We start from the raw sequence: 20242 nt of genomic DNA, 5'->3' as shown, positions 1-20242 counted from the left end.
CTACGCCAGCTCGCGTCTCAGCCACTGCGCCAGGCGCTCGCTGCGCGGATCGGCGCGACGCGTCCACAGCGCCAGGCAGCCCGTGGTTGCGACGAAGCCCCAGGGCGCGACCAGGCGCCCGGCACGCAGGTCGTCGGCAACCAGCGTCTGCGGCGCAATGGCCACGCCGAGACCCGCAGCGGCAGCCTCCAGCAGATAGTAGAGATGCTCGAACCCCTGGCCCTGCTGCAGTCGCTCGGGCGCCAGCCCTTGGGCACGGGCCCATTGCGGCCAGGCCTGCGGGCGCGAGGTGGTGTGCAGCAGGGGCTCGGCGTAGAGCGCTTCGGGCCGCGCAGCAACCAACTGCGCATGATTGGCATAGCGCGGGCTGAGCACCGGGCCGATGCGCTCGGGCGCCAGCTCGAAGACCTGCATGTCGGCCGGCCAGGGTGGATCGGCAAACAGCAGAGTGGCGTCCACCTCGGCGCTGCGCGGGTCCAGCTCGCCCTGGCTGGCCGACAGTTGCAGGCGCAGCTCAGGAAGCTCGCGCTGAAGGCGATCCAGGCGCGGAATGAACCAGCGCGCCAGCAGGCTGCCCGGGCAGCCAAGGACGAAGGGACGTTCCTCGGTTTCACGGCGCAGATCAGCACAAACGCTACTCAGACGCTCGAAGCTCTCAGTGGTGACATCACGCAGGCGCAAGCCGGCATCAGTGAGTTTTACGCCACGCCCGTCCTTGTCGAACAGGCTAACACCGAGCTGTTCTTCCAGGGCACGAATCTGCCGGCTGATCGCGCCGTGGGTGACGTGCAGCTCCTCACCTGCCTTGCTGATACTTTGCAGGCGTGCGGCGGCCTCAAAGGCGCGCAGAGCGTTGAGCGGGGGCAGTTCTCGGCCCATGGTCATGTGACTTTTTCTGACGTGTTACTGCAATCTAATCGCTTTTCACCGCGTCGGCCAGCGGTAGAATGGCCCCATCACTCACTCGCCCTGCCAGCCCAACGCTGTCGACAAGGAGCACGCCATGACCTCATTTCGCACCGGCCCCGACGCTCGCGGCCTGTTCGGCCGCTTCGGCGGTCAGTTCGTCGCCGAAACCCTGATGCCACTGATCAACTCGCTGGCCGCCGAGTACGAGAAGGCCAAGAACGATCCGGCCTTCCTCGAAGAGCTCGCCTACTTCCAGCGCGACTACATCGGCCGCGCCAGCCCCCTGTATTACGCCGAACGCCTGAGCCAGCACTTCGGCGGGGCGAAGATCTACCTCAAGCGCGAAGACCTGAACCACACCGGCGCGCACAAGATCAACAACTGCATCGGCCAGATCCTCCTGGCCAAGCGCATGGGCAAGCAGCGCATCATCGCCGAGACCGGCGCCGGCATGCATGGCGTGGCCACCGCCACCGTGGCCGCGCGCTTCGGCATGCAGTGCGTGGTGTACATGGGCACCACCGACATCGACCGCCAGCAGGCCAACGTCTTCCGCATGAAGCTGCTCGGCGCCGAGGTGATCCCGGTCACCGCCGGTACCGGCACCCTCAAGGACGCCATGAACGAGGCCCTGCGCGACTGGGTGACCAACGTCCACAACACCTTCTACCTGATCGGCACCGCCGCCGGCCCGCACCCGTACCCGGCCATGGTGCGCGACTTCCAGTCGGTGATCGGCAACGAAGTGCGTGAGCAGATCCTGGCGAAGGAAGGGCGCCTGCCCGACTCGCTGGTGGCCTGCATCGGCGGTGGCTCCAACGCCATCGGCCTGTTCCACCCCTTCCTCGATGATGAAGGCGTGCAGATCGTCGGCGTCGAGGCAGCCGGCCACGGCATCGACACTGGCAAGCATGCGGCGAGCATGGCCGGTGGCGCGCCGGGCGTGCTGCACGGCAACCGCACCTTCCTGCTGCAGGACGAGGACGGCCAGATCACCGATGCCCACTCGATTTCCGCCGGCCTCGACTATCCCGGCGTTGGCCCGGAACACGCCTGGTTGCACGAGATCAAGCGCGTCGAATACGTGCCGATCAGCGATGACGAAGCCCTCGAAGCCTTCCACCACTGCTGCCGCCTGGAGGGCATCATCCCGGCCCTGGAAAGCGCCCACGCGCTGGCCGAAGCCTTCAAACGCGCACCGAAGCTGCCCAAGGATCACCTGATGGTGATCAACCTGTCCGGTCGTGGCGACAAGGACATGCAGACCGTGATGCACCACATGCAGGACAACCAGGAGAAGCACGCATGAGCCGCCTGCAGAACCGTTTCGCTGAACTGAAAGCGGAAAACCGCGCCGCGCTGGTGACCTTCATCACCGCCGGTGACCCCGACTACGCCACCTCGCTGAGCATCCTCAAGGGCCTGCCGGACGCTGGCGCCGACGTGATCGAGCTGGGCATGCCGTTCACCGACCCGATGGCCGATGGCCCGGCCATTCAGCTCGCCAACATCCGCGCGCTGGCCGGCAAGCAGGGCATGCAGCAGACACTGCAGATGGTTCGTGAATTCCGCCAAGGCAACCAGAGCACGCCGCTGGTGCTGATGGGCTACTACAACCCGATCTTCGTCTACGGCGTCGAGCGTTTCATCGCCGATGCCAAAGAGGCCGGCGTCGACGGCCTGATCGTGGTCGACCTGCCGCCGGAGCATAACGACGAGCTGTGCGAGCCGGCGCAGAGCGCGGGTATCGACTTCATCCGTCTGACCACGCCGACCACCGACGATGACCGCCTGCCCACCGTGCTGGCTGGCAGCTCCGGCTTCGTCTACTACGTATCGGTCGCGGGTGTCACCGGCGCTGGTGCGGCGACCATGGATCATGTCGAGGAAGCCGTGGCGCGCCTACGTCGTCACACCGATCTGCCCGTGTGCATCGGTTTCGGCATCCGCACTCCGGAGCACGCCGCCGAAGTGGCCAAGCGCGCCGAAGGCGCGGTTGTCGGCTCGGCACTGATCGACAAGATCGCCGAGGCGAAGAGCCCGCAGCAGGCCATCGACGGCGTGCTCCGCCTGTGCAGCGAGCTGGCCGAAGGGGTACGCGGCGCGCGCCGCTGACACCCTCTCTGGCATACGAAAAAGCCGCTGGCGGAGCGATCCGTCAGCGGCTTTTTCGTGTGCGTGTCGCGTCAATGACTCGGTAGCTCGGGTTGAGCGCAGCGATACCCAGGAATAGGCCGCTGGGCTTCGCGATGCTCACGTTGAGCCAGCAGGTCAAAAACGTCCGGGCCCACCGTCTGCTTCGGGTAAAAACACAAACGCCCGCGCTAGGCGGGCGTTTGTGGGTGGGCCGGGTTTATTCCAGGCCGTATTGCTCCAGTTCGCTGTCGTCGCCTTCCAGGCCGCTCATCCCCGGGGCGCTGCCCATGGCGAAGGCCATGAACTCTGGCACGCTCATGACCTTGCCATTGAAGGTCACCTTGTCATCGGCGTAGGCCAGCGAGCCGCGCAGGGCATTGCCATCTTCCACTACCCACTGCGAGGCCAGCGCCATGCCGCTGAACATCTCGGTCATCATTTGCGCCTGCTGGGCAATGGCTTGCGAGTCGACATCGCCACTGGCTGCGCCTTCCAGGGTGCCCTGAACCGTAGCCAGGTCGCTGATCACCGCCTTGTCCAGCTTGATATCGGCCTGCAGCGTAGCCAGTGCGCTCTGTGCCATTTCCTGCGGGCTGCTGGCATCTTCTGCCGGCTTACGCAGGCTGAACGACAAGGCAGCCTTGCCTTCACCGTTGGCGGTGTTCAGCGAGAACTCGTCCAGGGCTAGCACCGGAGCACCTTCCAACAGGGCCAGGGCGATACCTTTGAATTCTTCCTCGGTGTCGCTGCCGGCCTCCTGGCCCTCCAAGCTGCTCAGTAACAGCTGGTTATAGGCGTCCTTGAGTGCCTTGAACGCGACCTCGTCGAGGTGGCGGGCGCTGACGGCCAGCTTCACGCCGCCAACGCTCTGCTCCTGCACCCGCACCTGACCAACGCGATAGGCGACGGTCTGATCCAGGCTGCTGCCGTTCTGGGTCAGGGCTTCTTCGATCACTGCGTCCTGCAGTTCGATCTGCTGATCCGACGAAGACTGAATCGTCACGCGCTTGATCGTGGCCGAGCTGGGGCCCAAGGCAAAGCCGTTGGCGTTTTCCTGTTTGTCGGCCTGCAGGCTGAGGTCACGCAGCTGCACGCTGACCGGACCACCGCTGTCGCTCTCGGCGAAGTTGAAATCCATCTCGGCCAACTGCCCGCTGGCGCTGATGTGCTTCCTGTCGCTAGAGCCGCTGAAGTCCATGCTGGCCGGGGACGTGCGCAGGGTGCCTGCGGCGTGAGTATGCTGCAGCGCAGCCAAGTCGATGCGACCACTCTGGCTCTGGTCGTAGTTCAGCGCGACTTCACCGGTGAGCGGCGATTTGCCGCTGGCCGCTTCGAACAGCGGCGCGGTCAGCTCATTCTGCTCCAGGCTGAAGTGGCTCTGCGCCATGACCGGCGCGAGCTTGCCGGCTGCCAGTCGCGAGGGCGGAAACGGCCCGTGCTCGAGGTTGTCGCTGAAGGCCAGGGTCAGCGGCGCCGCGTCGGCGTCGACAGAGAAACTGAGGGTGTAACGAGCACGGCTGGAAAAGACGCCCTGCTCGAACTCGACCAGCTGCATCTGGCCCTTTAGGTGCGGTGCCTCCTGCGCCAGCGAGGCGTTGGCCTGGCTGATGGCAGCGTGCAGTTGCTGTTCGACCAGCGTGCCGGTGTACCAGGCGCCGGCAACGGAGGCGCCGACGATGGCGAGGGGAATGGCAATGGCCAGGGTGATCTTGTTCATGCTGAGTCCTTGCGTGTTTGGCCGTACGGGCGCGTCCTGTCGACCGATTTTGCGTTGGGCGGCGGATCTTAACAGGCGCATTGCCACCCCTCCACAGGGTGAGGTGATAGCGATCACAGTTGGCAGCAATTGCCGCCAGGCGTCGATTCTGCGGCCACGCCCGGTCGGTCGTTCAGCGACTCAGTGCTCCGAGCCGCCACGCTTGAGCAACTGCTTGCAGCGCTCGGACAAGTGCACCACACGAAGATGTTTGCCCGCACGCTCGTAGCGTTCGCGCAGTGTCTTCAGCGCAGCGATGGCGGAGTAGTCGACGAAGCTCAGGTGGCGGCAGTCCAGGGTTACCTGCTGCGGGTCTTCAGCCGGATCGAACTGCCCCAGGAAGGTGGTGCAGGAGGCGAAGAACAAGGTGCCGTGCACGCGGTACAGCTTGCTGCCATCGGCCTGCATATCGCTGTCGGCATACAGTTCACGGGCGTGCTGCCAGGCGAAGTTGAGCGCGGCGATGACGATGCCGCAGAGCACGGCGGTAGCCAGGTCAGTGGCGACGGTGATGGCGGTCACCGCGACGATCACCAGCACATCGTTGGCCGGCACCTTGCCGGCGACGCGCAGCGAGCCCCAGGCGAAGGTCTGCTGCGCCACCACGAACATCACGCCGACCAGCGCCGCCAGCGGGATACGCTCGATCAGCGGCGAGAGGAACAGCACGAAGAGCAGGATCATCACCCCGGCGACCACGCCGGACAGTCGCCCGCGGCCGCCGGAGCCGAGGTTGATCACGGTCTGACCGATCATCGCGCAGCCGCCCATGCCGCCGAACAGGCCCGAGGTCATGTTGGCCACGCCGAGCGCCACGCATTCGCGATCCGGATGGCCACGGGTAGCGGTGATCTCGTCGGTGAGGTTCAGGGTCAGCAGGGTTTCCAGCAGACCGACCAAGGCCATCAACACGGCGTAGGGGGCGATGATGATCAAAGTGTCCAGCGTCCAGGGAATGTCCGGCAGCACCAGGCTCGGCAGACCACCGGCGATATGCGCCATGTCGCCCAAGGTGTGCGTGGGTAGATCCAGCAGATAGACCAGCGCACCGATGCCAAGGATCGCCACCAGCGCCGGAGGTACGGCGCGGGTCAGGCGTGGCAGCAGGTAGACGATGAGCATGGTCAGCGCCACCAGGCCGAGCATCAGGTACAACGCGTTGCCCTGCAGCCAATGGCCGTCGTGCTGGAAGTGCTCGAACTGGGCCAGGGCGATGATGATCGCCAGGCCGTTGACGAAACCCAGCATCACCGGATGCGGCACCATGCGGATCAGCTTGCCCAGGCGCAGCAAGCCGAACGCCAGCATGATCAGGCCACCAAGCAGCACCGTGGCCAGCAGGTACTGCACGCCGTGCTGCACCACCAGGGCGACGATCACCACCGCCATCGAGCCGGCGGCGCCGGAAATCATCCCCGGCCGGCCACCGAACAAGGCGGTGAGGGTGCAGATGATGAAGGCGCCGTACAGGCCCATCAGCGGGTTGACCTGGGCTACCAGGGCAAAGGCGATGCACTCGGGCACCAGGGCGAAGGACGAAGTCAGGCCGGCCAGCAGGTCAGCGCGTAGGGAGGCGGGTTTCATGGCGAGGTAAGCGGATGGAGAAGGGGCGCGCATGGTAACGCCCGAGCCCACCGCAGTCATGCACCTGCGCTGAGTTCTGCCGCGCAAGGGCTGGCCTCGCGCGGCAGACGGCCGATCAGGCCAGAATCAGCGATACAAGGCGCACAGCGGCTCGATCTTGTCGCCTTTGACGTAGGAGAAGCTCAGTTTGTGGCCTTCGATCTCCATGCCCAGCTCCATGGTCTTGGCATTGAACGCCAGTACCTGCAGATCGAAGCTCTGGTAGGGCGAGGTGATGTGGATCGTCTGGCCATCCTCGCTGAGGCGATAGTCGGAAACTTCCACCTCGCGCTCACCCTGCTCTGCGCAATTGAATGGATGCAGGTCGCTCTTGCCATCGGCCTTGAACTCCACCACGTTGGCGATGCCATTGTTCAGCGGTGTCATGGCCCAGATGCCGAGCAGTTGTTCCTGGTTGTCGACCGTGGCGGCGCTGGCCAGGGCGTTCGCACTCGAGACAACGGCAAGCAGGGAGACGAATAGCAGTTTGCTCATGGGATTTCCTTATCAGGTAATGAAGCACGCTCACAGCGAACGAGCGGCGCAGATGCTACTGACTTTCAGGTGCTTTGTGGGCACGGATGACGCAGATGCCATCTCGTCGATCACCGGACAATCGCCACGAAAAAGCCGCTGAAGGGTCGCCCCTCCAGCGGCTTTACCATCGTCTGTCAGTGACCGTGCGCCGGGCTGCTATCTGCGTGCGGCTGAGCCGGGGCGAACTTGGACAGGACGTGATCCTTCATCCCGCGCGCCAGTTCTTCCTCGTCGAAGAACACCTCGCCGAAACCTTCACGGCGGAAAATTTCCACTGCATCGGCGCTGTGCGTACGGATCACGACTTCCACCTGCGGGTTCAACGCCCGCGCAGTTTCGACCATGCGCTGCACGTTCAGCGGATCGGGCGTGGCGATCACCAGCATCGATGCCTTGGCGATGTGCGCCTGGATCAGCGTACCCGGCTCGGCCGAGTCACCGCTGACGGCGGCGATGCCCTGACCACGGATCTGCTCGACCCGCTCGCGATTCTGCTCGACCACGACGAAAGGAATGCCGCGCTCCAGCAAGGCCTTGGCAATACGTCGGCCGACCCGGCCGTAGCCCACCACCACCACTTGCCCCTCGAGGTACTTGCGCTCGGTGCTGGCCGGCAGCACCGCCAGCGGGTCTTCACGAAACTCGAGGCGTCGAGCCAGAGCTGAACGTCGCAGAGCCAGCTCTTTGATCGGTTTGATGCAGGCAAACACCAGCGGATTGAGGGCAATCGAGATCAGCGCGCCGGCCAGCACCAGGCTCATGCCCTCAGCCGACAGCAGGCCCAGGTCCTTGCCCAGGCCAGCGAGGATGAAGGAAAACTCGCCGATCTGCGCCAGGCTCGCCGCCACGGTCAGTGCCGTGCTCAGGGGATAACGGAAAGCCAGAACCAGCAGCGCCGCTGCCAGGCCCTTGCCGACGATGATGATGGCCACCACGGCCAGCACACGCAGCGGCTCTTCGACCAGCACGGCCGGCTCGAACAACATGCCAACCGAGACGAAGAACAGGACCGAGAAAGCATCACGCAGGGGCAGCGACTCTTCAGCCGCACGGTGCGAGAGGTCCGACTCGCGCATCACCGTACCCGCGAAGAAGGCGCCAAGCGCGAAAGACACATGAAACAGCACCGCTGCGCCGTAGGCGATGCCAATGGCGGCGGCAACCACGGACAGGGTGAACAGCTCGCGCGAGCCGGTCTTGGCAATCTGCAGCAGCAACCAGGGCAGCACGCGGCGCCCGACCACCATCATCAGTGCTATGAAAATAGCCACCTGCAGCAGCGTCATGCCCAGCACCTGCCACAGCGGCGTGCCGATATCGGCACCGACTACCTTGCCGCCGAGCATGCCAGCCAGTGGCGGCAGCAGTACCAATACCAGTACGGTGGCCAGGTCTTCCACCACCAGCCAGCCTACGGCGATGCGGCCATTCATCGAATCGGTGATGCCGCGCGTTTCCAATGCCTTGAGCAGCACCACGGTGCTGGCGCAGGACAGCGACAGCCCGAGCAACAGGCTCTCGCCGAAAGTCCAACCCCACCAACTGGCAACACCGAGGCCAAGCACGGTGGCCATGCTCATCTGCACGACCGCGCCCGGCAGTGCGATCTTCTTCACGGCCAACAGGTCTTTCAGGGAGAAATGCAAACCGACGCCGAACATCAGCAGCATCACGCCGATCTCGAGCAACTGCGGGGCCAGTTCCATGTCCGCAACGACACCTGGGGTCGCCGGACCCAGCGCGATACCCGCCAATAGATAACCCACCAACGCCGGCAGCTTCAGCTTTTCTGCGATAAAGCCAAAGATCAGAGCCAGGCCGAAGCCACCGGCCAACATGGTGATGAGGGATATGTTGTGCTCCATCGCACCTCCTGCTAATCGAGTTTGCCTGCCACTGCACCTGCGCCGTGGCCATATATTTCTTTAAAGAATAAGAATCGAATCTTATATCACGCTTTCAATTCTCCAATTTTTTCACTCGGCTATTCATTCAGGCAGTGTTGTGCAAAGTATTAACGGGATGGCTGTAGCTGCCGTCATAGACGCGCTGCTGCCGCGCAAGCCATTCATCGGAAGACTCATGCCATGGCGGGCCCGGCGGAAATCCGGCAACCTGAATACAAGCACAAGAAAGGAGTCCAGCCATGAGCAAGAACCTGCTGATCACTGGCGCCAGCCGCGGCATTGGTCGCGCAGCTGCCCTGCTGGCTGCCGCTGACGGCTGGGCAGTCGGCGTGAACTACCGCAATGACCGTGCCGCCGCCTATGAGGTGGTGGCGCAGATCGAGGCCATGGGCGGCAAGGCCGTCGCGCTGCCTGGCGACGTCGCCAATGAACAGGACGTGCTGCGCCTGTTCGAGGCCATGGATCAATTCGGTCCGCTGCACGGCCTGGTGGTCAATGCCGGCATCGTCGCCCCGCCCATGCCGCTGCTGGACATGAGCAGCGAGCGGTTGCGCCGTATGTTCGAGGTCAACGTACTGGGCAGCTACCTCAGCGCACGCGAGGGCGCCCGACGCATGGCCCGCAGCCGCGGTGGTAACGGGGGATCGATGGTGCTGGTGTCATCGGTAGCCGCCAGCCTTGGCTCACCCTTCGAATACGTCGACTATGCCGGCGCCAAAGGTGCCATGGATGTCCTGACCCGCGGCCTGGCCAAGGAGTTGGGCGGCGAGGGTGTACGCGTCAACGCCGTGCGCCCGGGGCTGATCGACACCGAGATTCACGCCAGCGGCGGCCAGCCGGATCGCGCCGAGCGCCTGGGCAAGGCGACACCGCTGGGCCGCGCCGGACGGGCCGAGGAAGTCGCCGAAGCCATCGTCTGGCTACTCGGTGATAAAGCCAGCTACACCACCGGCGCGCTGATCGATATAGCTGGCGGCAGATAGAAACCAGAGTCGCGGCTAAAGCCCCTCCCACACATTCGTGGTCAGGTGCGCAACGCGCACCAACACGAACGGCTCAGTCCCAGCGCGGCGCGAAGCCCGGGTTGGCGACACGCTCGCCACGCTCCAGAGTGGCGATGGCGGCCATATCCTCTTCGCTCAAACGCAGCTCGGCAGCGGCCAGATTGGCCGCCAGATTCTCACGCTTGGTCGAGGACGGAATCACCGCATAGCCCTGCTGCAGCGACCAGGCCAGGGCGACCTGCGCCGGGCTGGCGCCGTGGGCTGCGGCGATACGCTGGATCACCGGCTCGGCCAACACCTTGCCGTAGGCCAGCGGCATGTAGGCGGTGAGATGGATACCCTGCTGCCGGGCGAACTCCACCAGCTTGCGGTTCTGCAGCAGCGGATGGATTTCCACCTGGTTGGTGGCGATCTCTTCCACACCCACCGCATCGATGGCCTCGCGCAAATGAGCAATGGTGAAGTTGGACACGCCAATCGCTGCCGTCAGCCCCTGGCGCTTGGCCTCCAGCAGCTCGCCCAGGTACTGCGCGACGGGAAGCTCATCGTTCGGCGACGGCCAGTGGATCAACGTCAGATCGACCCGCTCCAGGCCCAGGCGCTGCAGGCTCTCCTGCAAGCTGGCGATCACTCGGCCGCTGCCGAGGTTCTCGGTCCAGATCTTGGTGGTGACGAACAACTCGTCGCGCGCCACGTTGCTGGCGGCGATGGCCTGGCCGACTGCGGCCTCGTTGCCGTAGATCTGTGCCGTGTCGATATGCCGGTAACCCAGTTCCAAACCCGTGCGCACCGAGTCGATGGCGATCTGATCCTTGAGGCGGAAGGTGCCGAGGCCGAAGGGGGGAATGAATTTCATGACGAAGATCCTCACAGGTCGTGAATGGATGGCCGATCAGCAGACCGGCAGGGACTGAATGATTCGGCCTGACTCAACGGGTAAAAGTTGCAGGCCCAAGATAAAGGGCGAGCAGCAGTCAGGCTTGCTGGGGAGCAGTATCCGCGCCAGACTCATGCGGAAAAACCTACCAAGCCAGCAAACACCTTTGACTGAAGATCAACAATGAAGACCAGCTTGGAAGAAATGCTCGCCTTCGTCAGCGTGGTCGACTGCGGCTCGATCAGCGCCGCCGCCGAGCAGCTCGAACAGACCGCGTCCGGTGTCAGCCGTGCCCTCAGCCGGCTTGAGGAAAAACTCGCCGTCACCTTGCTACGCCGCACCACCCGGCGTCTGGAGCTGACCGAGGAGGGTGAGGTGTTCCTGGCTCAGGCGCGGCGCATCCTGGCCAGCGTCGAGGAAGCCGAGGAACAGATGACCCTCCGTCGCCAGGCACCGTCCGGGCGCTTGCGCATCAACACCGCCTCGCCCTTCATGCTGCACGTGATCGTGCCGCTGATTGGCGATTTCCGTGCGCTCTATCCACAGATCGAACTGGAGCTGAACAGCGACGACCGCATCATCGATCTGCTGGAGCGCCGCACCGACCTGGCCATTCGCATCGGCAACCTGCCAGACTCCAGCCTGCACGCCCGGCCGCTTTACCACAGCCGCCGACGCGTACTGGCCAGCCCCGACTACCTGCGCCAACACGGCAACCCGGCGCGCACCGAAGACCTGGCCGGACACAGCCTGATCGGCTTCACCGAACCGGACAGCCTCAACGAGTGGCCGCTACGCCACGCCCTCGGCGAGCGCTGGCGCATCACCCCGAGCCTGCGCGCCTCCAGCGGCGACACCATTCTCGAACTGGCCCTGGCCGGCGAAGGCCTGGTGTGCCTGTCGGACTTCATGACCGATGCCACCCGTGCCAGCGGCGCGCTGGTGGAAGTGCTGGCCGAGCAGCGCGTGGAGGTACGCCAGCCGATCAACGCGGTGTACTACCGCAACACCGCGCTGGCGTCGCGCATCACCTGCTTTCTCGATTTTCTCAGCGAGCGGCTGGGCTCCCCGCACTGACGCAGCACGACAGCACAACGAAAAAGGGCGACTCAATGAGTCGCCCTTTTTTGCATCATCAGCCTGAGGTCACTGTGCGGCCTGCAGACTCCACTCGGCCAGCTTCTGCTGCTTGTAGCTGAGCGCCGCAGCCGGCACCGGAGTGACTTTGCCAGTCTCCATCCAGCGCTTGAGGCGGTTGGCGTCGGCCATGTGGGTGTACTTGCCGAACGCACCGAGCACCACGAAAGCTACCGGACGGTTGGCGATGGTGGTGGCCATCACCAGGCAACGGCCGGCAGCGTTGGTGAAGCCAGTCTTGCTCAGGTTGATGTTCCAATCTGCCTTGCGCACCAGTGCGTTGGTGTTGCGAAAGCCCAGGGTGTAGTTGGGCTTGCGGAAGGCCACGGTGGCTTCGGAGTCGGTGCTGAACTGATGAATCAACGCATACTGGTTGGCCGCCTTGACCATCAGCGCCAGGTCGCGCGCGGTGGCGACGTTCAGTTCGGACAGGCCGGTGGGCTCGACGAAATGGCTGTTGTGCATGCCCAGTGCCTTGGCCTTGGCGTTCATCGCCGCAACGAAGGCGCCATGGCCGCCCGGGTAATGGTGCGCAAGGCTGGCGGCGGCGCGGTTCTCCGAGGACATCAGCGCCAGGTGCAGCATCTCGCGGCGGGTGATCTCGCTGCCGATACGCACGCGGGAGAACACGCCCTGCATTTCCTGGGTATCACGGATGGTGATTGGCAGCACCTCGTCCAGCGGCAGCTTGGCATCGAGCACCACCATGGCGGTCATCAGCTTGGTGACCGAGGCGACCGGCAGGCGCAGATCCGGATTACTGGAATAGAGCTCCTGGCCAGTCTTCAGGTCGATCAGCAATGCGCTACCAGCGGCAAGCTCCTGCTTCGGCTGGGCCGGCGCGGCCTGGAGGTTCGAAACAACAAGACTGCCGCACAGCAGCAGGCCCAAAATCGAATGACGGAGTTTCACGGTTCACTTCACCGGTTGGAGTGTGGGGGCCGCTGGCAGACGTGGAAAACGACCGGTTAGAGCGGCGGTGATCAGTATAAGGATCACGCTTGGCTATTGCAGTATGGCCCGATCAAACGGTTGTTGCTGGCGAATCCAGCTCGGCCTGCAACCAGTCGACGAAACGTGCGGTCAGGCGCTGGCGACGTTTGCGCTCGGGTAGTACCAGGTAATAGCCAAGTGCCGAATGCGCCTCGGCATCACCCAGACGACAGAGCAGCCCCTGAGCCAGAAGTTCATCCACCAGATGGCGCCAGCCGATGGCAACCCCTTGCCCGGCAATCGCCGCCTGGATCAACAGGGTGTAGTTGTCGAAGCGCAGCGCGCCGGGTGTAGGCAGGCTGGCGATACCCAGCGCGCGAAACAGACCATCCCAGTCGAACCAGCGCGAACGGTGCTCGGGCCGCAGGTGCAGCAACGGCAGGTCGACCAGCGCTGAAACCGGCAACGGCGGCTGACGCTCGCCGAGCAGGCGCGGGCTGCACACCGGGAACACCTCCTCGCGAAACAGCAAGTGTGCCTCGCCGTGCTTGAAACGGCCGTCACCGAAGCGGATCGCCACGTCGATGTCGCTGGGTACCGTGGCCGGGTCACGCTCGCTGGTGATCAGGCTGACGTCCACCTCCGGGTATAGCCGATTGAAGCGCTGCAGGCGTGGCATCAACCAGTAAGCAGCGAAGGCGAAATCGGTGGCCACCTGCAGCACCTCGTGCTGCTGGCGTGCAGTGACGGCGACGAGCCCGGCATCGAGGCTGGCCAGTCCCTCCTGCACATGGGCCAGCAACAGCTCACCGGCTTCGGTCAGCACGATGCCGCGATAGACGCGGTCGAACAGGCGGGTGGCCAGTTGCTGCTCCAGACGCTTGATCTGCTGGCTGATAGCCGGCTGGCTGCTGCCCAATTCACTGGCGGCGGCGGTGAAACTGAGCTGGCGCGCGGCCGACTCGAACACCCGCAGTGCGTCGAGCGACAACCCATCGATAGCTTTAAACATAAGCTCTGCTTATCCGAGGCATGTGTCGCAGCTGGGTTTACCCTGCTGTCGTTCTACCGGAATCATGGAGCCAGCACTGTCGCATAAACCAACAATATGGAATACCCGCCACCATGAAGCGCCCGAACATCCTCTTCATCATGGCCGACCAGATGGCCGCGCCGATCCTGCCGCTGCACGATGCCGCCTCGCCGGTGCAGATGCCCAACCTGATGAAACTGGCCGAACAGGCCGTGGTGTTCGACTCGGCCTACTGCAACAGCCCGCTCTGTGCGCCGTCGCGCTTCACCCTAGTCAGCGGGCGGCTGCCCTCGAAGATCGGCGCCTATGACAACGCCGCCGATTTCCCGGCTGATGTACCGACCTACGCCCACTACCTGCGCCGCCTCGGCTACCGCACCGCGCTGTCGGGCAAGATGCACTTCTGCGGCCCGGACCAGCTGCACGGTTACGAGGAACGCCTGACCAGCGACATCTACCCGGCCGACTACGGCTGGGCGGTGAACTGGGACGAGCCGGACGTGCGCGCCAGTTGGTACCACAACATGTCCTCGGTGCTGCAGGCCGGCCCGTGCGTGCGCAGCAACCAGCTGGATTTCGACGAGGAGGTGGTGTTCAAGGCGCGCCAGTACCTCTACGACCATGTGCGCATGACACCGGAGCAGCCGTTCTGTCTGACCGTGTCGATGACCCACCCGCACGACCCCTACACCATCCCGCGCGAATACTGGGATCGCTACGAAGGCGTGGACATTCCTCTGCCGCGCCAACACATCGAGCAAAGCGAGCAGGACCCGCACTCGCAGCGTCTGCTCAAAGTAATCGACCTGTGGGACAAGCCACTGCCCGAGGACAAGATCCGCGACGCCCGTCGCGCCTATTTCGGCGCTTGCAGCTACATCGACGACAATATCGGCAAGCTGCTGAAAACTCTCGAGGAATGCGGCCTGGCCGAAGACACCCTGATCGTCTTCTCTGGCGACCACGGCGACATGCTGGGTGAGCGCGGCCTCTGGTACAAGATGCACTGGTTCGAGATGTCCGCCCGCGTGCCGCTGCTGATGCACGCGCCGAAACGCTTCGCCGCGCATCGGGTCAGCCAGTCCGTTTCGACCCTCGACCTCTTGCCGACGCTGGTGGAGTTGGCCGGTGGCCAGGTCGAGCAGGGGCTGGAGCTGGAGGGCCACTCGCTGCTGCCGCACCTGCAAGGCAAGGGCGGCCACGACGAGGTGCTTGGTGAGTACATGGCCGAAGGCACGATCAGCCCCCTGATGATGATTCGCCGCGGCCCCTGGAAATTCGTCTATTCCGAACAGGACCCGCTGCTGCTGTTCAATCTGGACAATGACCCGCTGGAGCGTCAGAACCTGGCCGAGTCCAGCGAGCACAAGGGCATCCTCGCCGGTTTCCTGGCCGAAGCCCGCGAACGCTGGGACATCCCGGCGATCCACGCCGCCACCCTGGCCAGCCAGCGCCGCCGCCGCCTGGTGGCCGAAGCACTGAGCCAGGGCATACTGACCAGTTGGGATCACCAGCCAATGGTCGACGCCAGCCAACAGTACATGCGCAACCATATCGATCTCGACGACCTGGAGCGCCGCGCCCGTTTCCCTCAGGTATGAACCTTTGCCTACTGCCGCCCCCAAAACAGAAGAAAAAAGGAGAGACGCCATGAACCGATTCAGCGTGCTACTACTCACCGCAGCGCTCACCAGTGCCGGCAACGTCTGGGCCGAGGACGCCGCCTGTGCCACGGTCAAGCTGGGTGACCCGGGCTGGAGCGACATCGCCGTGACCAACGGCATCGCCAGCTTCCTGCTCGACGGCCTGGGCTACAAAGCGGAAAGCCAGACCCTGGCCGTGCCGATCATCTTCGCCGGCCTGCAGAAGGGCCAGGTCGACGTCTTCCTCGGCAACTGGATGCCGGCGCAGCAGAGTAACTACGACAAGTTCGTCGCCAGCGGCGAAGTGGACAAACTGGCGCAGAACCTCGCAGGCACCGAGTACACCCTGGCGGTCCCGACCTATGCCTATGAGGCCGGGGTGAAGACTTTCGCCGATCTGGACAAGCACGCCGACAAATTCGGCAAGAAACTCTACGGCATCGCCTCCGGCTCGCCGGCCAACGAGTCGATCAAGCAGATGATCGCCGCCGACGAGTTCGGCCTGGGTGACTGGAAGCTGGTGGAGTCCAGCGAACAGGCGATGCTGGTGCAGGTCGGCCGCGCGGTGAAACGCGATCAGTTCGTGGTCTTCCTCGGCTGGACCCCGCACCCGATGAACGTGCAGTACGACATGAAGTACCTGAAAGGCGGCGAGAAATACTTCGGCGACAGCGGCGAGGTCAACACCCTGGCGCGCAAGGGCTACGCCGCACAGTGTCCCAACGTCGGCAAGCTGCTGAGCAACCTCGCCTTCACCCAGGAGATGGAAAACAGCATTATGGATCAGGTGCTGAGCAAGCAGGCCAGCAACGACGCTGCGATCAAGGCCTGGCTGCAGGCCAACCCGCAGGTGCGCGATGGCGGGCGGGACGGCGTGACCACCCGCGACGGTGGCGACGGCCTGGCCGCCGTGAAGGCGCGGCTTTGAATTAACCGCGGCAAGTGAGTAGGGTGGAGTCGCCCGCGGCCCACCCTCGACCCGAACCATGCGCCTACCTGACCGACAGACCCTGCTGCCGTTTCTACGCTGGTTGCCTGGCACCAGCCGCAAGACCCTCGGCAATGACCTGCTGGTGGGCCTGACCGGCGCCATCCTGGCCCTGCCACAATCCCTGGCCTACGCGCTGATCGCCGGATTGCCGGCTGAATACGGCCTGTACGCGGCCATCGTACCGGTGATCATCGCTTGCCTGTGGGGCTCGTCCTGGCACCTGATCTGCGGGCCGACCGCGGCCATCTCCATCGTCCTGTTCACCAGCGTCAGCCCCATGGCACGCATCGGCAGCGACGAATTCATCGCCCTGATCCTGCTGCTGACCTTTCTCGCCGGGCTGTTCCAGTGGCTGCTCGGCCTGCTGCGCTTCGGCGCCCTGGTGAACTTCATCTCGCAGTCGGTGGTGCTCGGTTTTACCCTCGGCGCGGCCCTGGTGATCGCCATCGGGCAGATGCCCAACCTGCTCGGCGTTGAGGTCACCAGTCAGCCCACGGCGCTGACCAGCCTGCTGCAGATCGGCCAGCACCTGCCGCAGGCGCATTGGCCCAGCGTGGCCCTGGCAGCCTTCACCCTGCTGCTCAGCCTGATGGTGCGGCAGCTCTGGCCAAAGTTGCCGGCGCTGCTGATCGGCCTGGTCTGCGGCAGCCTGCTGGCCTGGTTGCTGCCGGCACGTTTCACCGCTGACATCGCCTTGGTGGCGCCGTTCGAAGGTGGTCTGCCGCCTTTGACCCTGTTGAGCTTCGACCTCGACGACGTGTTGCGCCTGCTACCGGCAGCGGTGGCCTGCGGCATGCTCGGGCTGGTCACCAGCCTGTCCATCGCCCGCGCGCTGGCGGTGAAATCGCACCAATTCCTCGATGCCAACCAGGAAGTACGCGCCCAGGGCCTGTCGAACATGCTCGGGCCGTGGTTTTCCGCGTCGCTGTCGGCCGGTTCCTTCACCCGCTCGGCACTGAATCTGCAGGCCGGCGCACGTACGCCGCTGGCTGGGGTGTTCTCGGCGCTCTTGGTAGCGCTGTTCGCGGCGTTCGGTGCAGCACTGCTGACGCATATCCCGTTGCCAGTGATGGCCGCCGGTATCTTGCTGATTTGCTGGGGCCTGGTGGATCTGCCGGCGATCCGTGCGCTGCGCAAGGTCAGCCGCGCCGAGTTCATGGTGATGCTGCTGACCTTCACCGCCACCCTGGTGCTGGAGCTGCAGACGGCGATTTATGCCGGCGTGCTGGCCTCGCTGTTCTTCTACCTCAAGCGCACCTCGCAGCCACGCGTGCGCCTGTGGCATGACGGTGATGACGAGGTGCTGCGCATCGACGGCTCGATCTTCTTCGGCGCCTGCCAGTACATCCAGCAATTGCTGCAGCGCAGCCGCGGGCAGCGCCTGGTAATCGACGCGCGGCACATCAACTTCATCGACTACGCAGGCGTGGAGATGCTGCACCAGGAGGCGCGCCGCCTGCGGGCGCTGAAGCGCAGCCTGGTGCTGCGCCAGGCACGACCGCAGGTGGTGGAAGAAATCCTCAAGCTGGAAGGCGCCGAGCGCTGCCCGGTGTTGTTCGAGGATTGAGTGGCCGGTGTCTAACCAGTAGGGTGGGTTAGCGGCGCAATCCCCGAACGACCTGACAGCACGGTGATGGCGCGCCGCGTAACCCACCGGGCGATCTTCCCGCGTGACACTAATGGTGGGTTACGGTGCGTCGGAACTTGCGGGTTGCGACATGCGCCTAACCCACCCTACGCAGCGGCGCTCTGCACGAACTTCGGGAAGTTCAGCCGGCCAGTTGGCGACGCAGCTCGGCCAGCACCGGCGCAGTATCCGGGCGTACGCCGCGCCACAGCTCGAACGCCTCGGCGGCCTGCTCGACCAGCATGCCGAGGCCGTCCAGGCAGCGCGCCGCGCCCTGCTCGGCGGCCCAACGGTTGAAGGCGGTCGGTTCCTTGGCGTACATCATGTCGTAGCAGAGGGTATGGCCGGGCTGGATTAGGCTCGGTGCAATCGGCGGCAACTCACCACCGAGACTGGCGGAAGTACCGTTGACGATCAGGTCCACCGGCGCATCGATCCAGTCGAAGCCAGCGGCGACCAGCGGGCCGAGATCAGCGAATTCACGCACCAGTTGCTCGGCCTTGGCCACGGTACGGTTGGCGATCACCAGCACCGCCGGCTTCTGCGCCAGGAAGGGCTCGAGCACGCCACGCACAGCGCCCCCGGCACCGAGCAGCAACACGCGCTTGCCCGCCAGGCTGAAGCCGGCGTTGTCCTGCAGGTCGCGGGTCAGGCCGGCACCATCGGTGTTGTCACCCAGCAGGCGACCGTCCTCGAGTTTCTTCAACGTGTTCACCGCACCGGCGCGGCGCGCACGCTCGGTGAGTGCGTCGCAGAGGCGGAAGGCCTCCTCCTTGAACGGTACGGTGACGTTGCCGCCCAGGCCGTCGGTGAAGAAGGCGCGGGCATTGCCAGTGAAATCGTCCAGCGGAGCCAGGCGTGCCTGGTAGTCGAGCACCTGGCCAGTCTGCTCGGCGAACAGGCGATGGATCAGCGGTGATTTGCTGTGGCCGATGGGGTTGCCGAAGACGCAGTAGCGGTCCATGGAAAGTCCTGTAACGGTAGAAATCTACGAAACTGACGCCGTCCTGTAGGAGCCCCGCCTCGCGGCGAAGCCTTTGCTTCGCCGCGGTAGCACATGCCGCCGTCATTCGCTGCGGGGCGCAGCTCCTACAAGAGAGAATGGAAGCTAGGCCTGCGCCAGCCAATCACGATCGGTCAGGAAATACTCGGTCAGGCGAGCTTCCTCGCTGCCCGGCTCGGGCTTCCAGTCGTAGCCCCAGCGCACGTGCGGTGGCAGCGACATGAGGATCGACTCGGTGCGCCCGCCGGACTGCAGGCCGAACAACGTGCCACGGTCGAACACCAGGTTGAACTCGACGTAGCGGCCGCGGCGGAAGGCCTGGAACTCGCGCTCGCGTTCGCCGAACGGCGTCAGCTTGCGGCGCTGGACGATGGGCAGGTAGGCCTGGATATAGGCATCGCCAATGGCACGCATGAAGGCGAAGCTGGTGTCGAAATCCCACTCGTTGAGGTCGTCGAAGAACAACCCACCGATGCCGCGCGGCTCACCGCGATGCTTGAGGTGGAAGTAGCGGTCGCACCAGGCCTTGAACTTGGGATAGACCTCGGCACCGAACGGCGCGCAGGCGTCGTGCGCGACCTGGTGCCAGTGCACGCAGTCTTCTTCATTGGCGTAGTAGGGCGTGAGGTCAAAACCACCACCGAACCACCACACCGGCTCTTCGCCTTCCTTCTCGGCGCTGAAGAAGCGCACGTTGGCGTGCGAGGTCGGCACGTAAGGGTTTTCCGGGTGGATCACCAGCGAAACGCCAAGTGCTTGGAAGCCGCGCCCTGCGAGTTCGGGACGATGGGCGCTGGCCGAGGGCGGCAGGCTGTCGCCGAACACGTGGGAGAAATTCACCCCGCCTTTTTCGATCAGCGCGCCGTTTTCGATCACCCGCGTGCGCCCGCCACCACCGGCCGGACGCTGCCAGGCGTCCTCGGCGAAAACGGTCTGGCCGTCTTCGGCTTGCAGGGCGGAACAGATGCGATCTTGCAGGTCGAGCAGGTAGGCCTTAACGGCCTCGGTACGGTCAGTCACGGCGGCACCTTGAATAGAGAGCAGGTCGAAATCGGCGGGCAGCATAGCATTCACCCAGGCACATCCGCAGTTGACGTCGGTCAAACGAGACGATTGGATAGACCCT

General features: G+C 64.5%; 17 protein-coding genes. 7 read left to right on the top strand and 10 right to left on the bottom strand.

Going from position 1 to position 20242, the window contains the following annotated elements; all coding sequences use genetic code 11:
- A complete protein-coding gene (locus EGJ86_RS08240) occupies nt 1-879 on the bottom strand; it encodes a LysR family transcriptional regulator (protein ID WP_125834811.1) in 879 nt (292 codons plus the stop codon).
- Nucleotides 880-1003: 124 nt separating this feature from the next.
- Here EGJ86_RS08240 and trpB point away from each other — a divergent pair, with 124 nt between their 5' ends.
- A complete protein-coding gene (gene trpB, locus EGJ86_RS08235; protein ID WP_125834736.1) occupies nt 1004-2218 on the top strand; it encodes a tryptophan synthase subunit beta in 1215 nt (404 codons plus the stop codon).
- Nucleotides 2215-3024, top strand: coding sequence for a tryptophan synthase subunit alpha (gene trpA / locus EGJ86_RS08230; RefSeq protein WP_125834735.1), 810 nt, complete (start codon nt 2215-2217; stop codon nt 3022-3024). The genes trpB and trpA overlap by 4 nt, the downstream gene beginning before the upstream one ends.
- Nucleotides 3025-3262: 238 nt before the next feature.
- Here trpA and EGJ86_RS08225 read toward each other — a convergent pair whose 3' ends face one another.
- The 4 genes from EGJ86_RS08225 to ybaL form a co-directional block, all read right to left on the bottom strand.
- Nucleotides 3263-4762, bottom strand: coding sequence for a YdgA family protein (locus EGJ86_RS08225; RefSeq protein WP_125834734.1), 1500 nt, complete (start codon nt 4760-4762; stop codon nt 3263-3265).
- A 180-nt stretch (nt 4763-4942) separates the two neighbouring features.
- A complete protein-coding gene (locus tag EGJ86_RS08220) occupies nt 4943-6385 on the bottom strand; it encodes a SulP family inorganic anion transporter (protein WP_125834733.1) in 1443 nt (480 codons plus the stop codon).
- A 126-nt stretch (nt 6386-6511) separates the two neighbouring features.
- The gene (locus EGJ86_RS08215) at nt 6512-6919 is read right to left on the bottom strand and encodes a hypothetical protein (protein WP_125834732.1); all 408 of its coding nucleotides are present in this window, start codon (nt 6917-6919) and stop codon (nt 6512-6514) included.
- Nucleotides 6920-7095: 176 nt separating this feature from the next.
- On the bottom strand, nt 7096-8826 hold the full coding sequence (gene ybaL / locus EGJ86_RS08210) for a YbaL family putative K(+) efflux transporter (protein ID WP_125834731.1): 1731 nt from the start codon (nt 8824-8826) through the stop codon (nt 7096-7098).
- Between the two features lie 281 nt (nt 8827-9107).
- On the opposite strand from ybaL, the gene EGJ86_RS08205 reads away from it, so the two are divergent.
- On the top strand, nt 9108-9851 hold the full coding sequence (locus EGJ86_RS08205) for an SDR family oxidoreductase (protein WP_125834730.1): 744 nt from the start codon (nt 9108-9110) through the stop codon (nt 9849-9851).
- 73 nt (nt 9852-9924) lie between these two features.
- On the opposite strand, the gene dkgB is transcribed toward EGJ86_RS08205, so the two are convergent.
- A complete protein-coding gene (gene dkgB / locus EGJ86_RS08200) occupies nt 9925-10728 on the bottom strand; it encodes a 2,5-didehydrogluconate reductase DkgB (protein ID WP_125834729.1) in 804 nt (267 codons plus the stop codon).
- A 204-nt stretch (nt 10729-10932) separates the two neighbouring features.
- On the opposite strand from dkgB, the gene EGJ86_RS08195 reads away from it, so the two are divergent.
- On the top strand, nt 10933-11826 hold the full coding sequence (locus tag EGJ86_RS08195; protein ID WP_125834728.1) for a LysR substrate-binding domain-containing protein: 894 nt from the start codon (nt 10933-10935) through the stop codon (nt 11824-11826).
- Nucleotides 11827-11895: 69 nt separating this feature from the next.
- Here EGJ86_RS08195 and pbpG read toward each other — a convergent pair whose 3' ends face one another.
- Nucleotides 11896-12798: a D-alanyl-D-alanine endopeptidase gene (pbpG, locus tag EGJ86_RS08190; protein ID WP_125834727.1), complete on the bottom strand. Its 903-nt coding sequence runs from the start codon at nt 12796-12798 to the stop codon at nt 11896-11898.
- Between the two features lie 112 nt (nt 12799-12910).
- Nucleotides 12911-13831, bottom strand: a complete 921-nt coding sequence (locus EGJ86_RS08185; RefSeq protein ID WP_125834726.1) for a LysR family transcriptional regulator — start codon at nt 13829-13831, stop codon at nt 12911-12913.
- A gap of 113 nt (nt 13832-13944) precedes the next feature.
- Here EGJ86_RS08185 and betC point away from each other — a divergent pair, with 113 nt between their 5' ends.
- Genes betC through EGJ86_RS08170 form a run of 3 tightly spaced genes read left to right on the top strand, consistent with a single transcriptional unit; the run spans nt 13945 to nt 18053 of the window.
- The gene (betC, locus tag EGJ86_RS08180; RefSeq protein ID WP_125834725.1) at nt 13945-15453 is read left to right on the top strand and encodes a choline-sulfatase; all 1509 of its coding nucleotides are present in this window, start codon (nt 13945-13947) and stop codon (nt 15451-15453) included.
- 49 nt (nt 15454-15502) lie between these two features.
- The gene (gene choX / locus EGJ86_RS08175; protein WP_125834724.1) at nt 15503-16423 is read left to right on the top strand and encodes a choline ABC transporter substrate-binding protein; all 921 of its coding nucleotides are present in this window, start codon (nt 15503-15505) and stop codon (nt 16421-16423) included.
- A gap of 58 nt (nt 16424-16481) precedes the next feature.
- Nucleotides 16482-18053, top strand: a complete 1572-nt coding sequence (locus EGJ86_RS08170) for a SulP family inorganic anion transporter (protein WP_125834723.1) — start codon at nt 16482-16484, stop codon at nt 18051-18053.
- A 202-nt stretch (nt 18054-18255) separates the two neighbouring features.
- On the opposite strand, the gene aroE is transcribed toward EGJ86_RS08170, so the two are convergent.
- Together aroE and hemF are read right to left on the bottom strand one after the other, a co-directional pair.
- Nucleotides 18256-19077: a shikimate dehydrogenase gene (gene aroE, locus EGJ86_RS08165; RefSeq protein WP_125834722.1), complete on the bottom strand. Its 822-nt coding sequence runs from the start codon at nt 19075-19077 to the stop codon at nt 18256-18258.
- Between the two features lie 144 nt (nt 19078-19221).
- The gene (hemF, locus tag EGJ86_RS08160) at nt 19222-20136 is read right to left on the bottom strand and encodes an oxygen-dependent coproporphyrinogen oxidase (RefSeq protein ID WP_125834721.1); all 915 of its coding nucleotides are present in this window, start codon (nt 20134-20136) and stop codon (nt 19222-19224) included.
- Between the last annotated feature and the right edge of the window lie 106 nt (nt 20137-20242).

It is taken from the genome of Pseudomonas sp. o96-267 (assembly GCF_003935465.1).
Taxonomy (GTDB): Bacteria; Pseudomonadota; Gammaproteobacteria; order Pseudomonadales; family Pseudomonadaceae; genus Aquipseudomonas; species Aquipseudomonas sediminis.
This window is presented reverse-complemented; position numbering and strand designations above follow the sequence as displayed.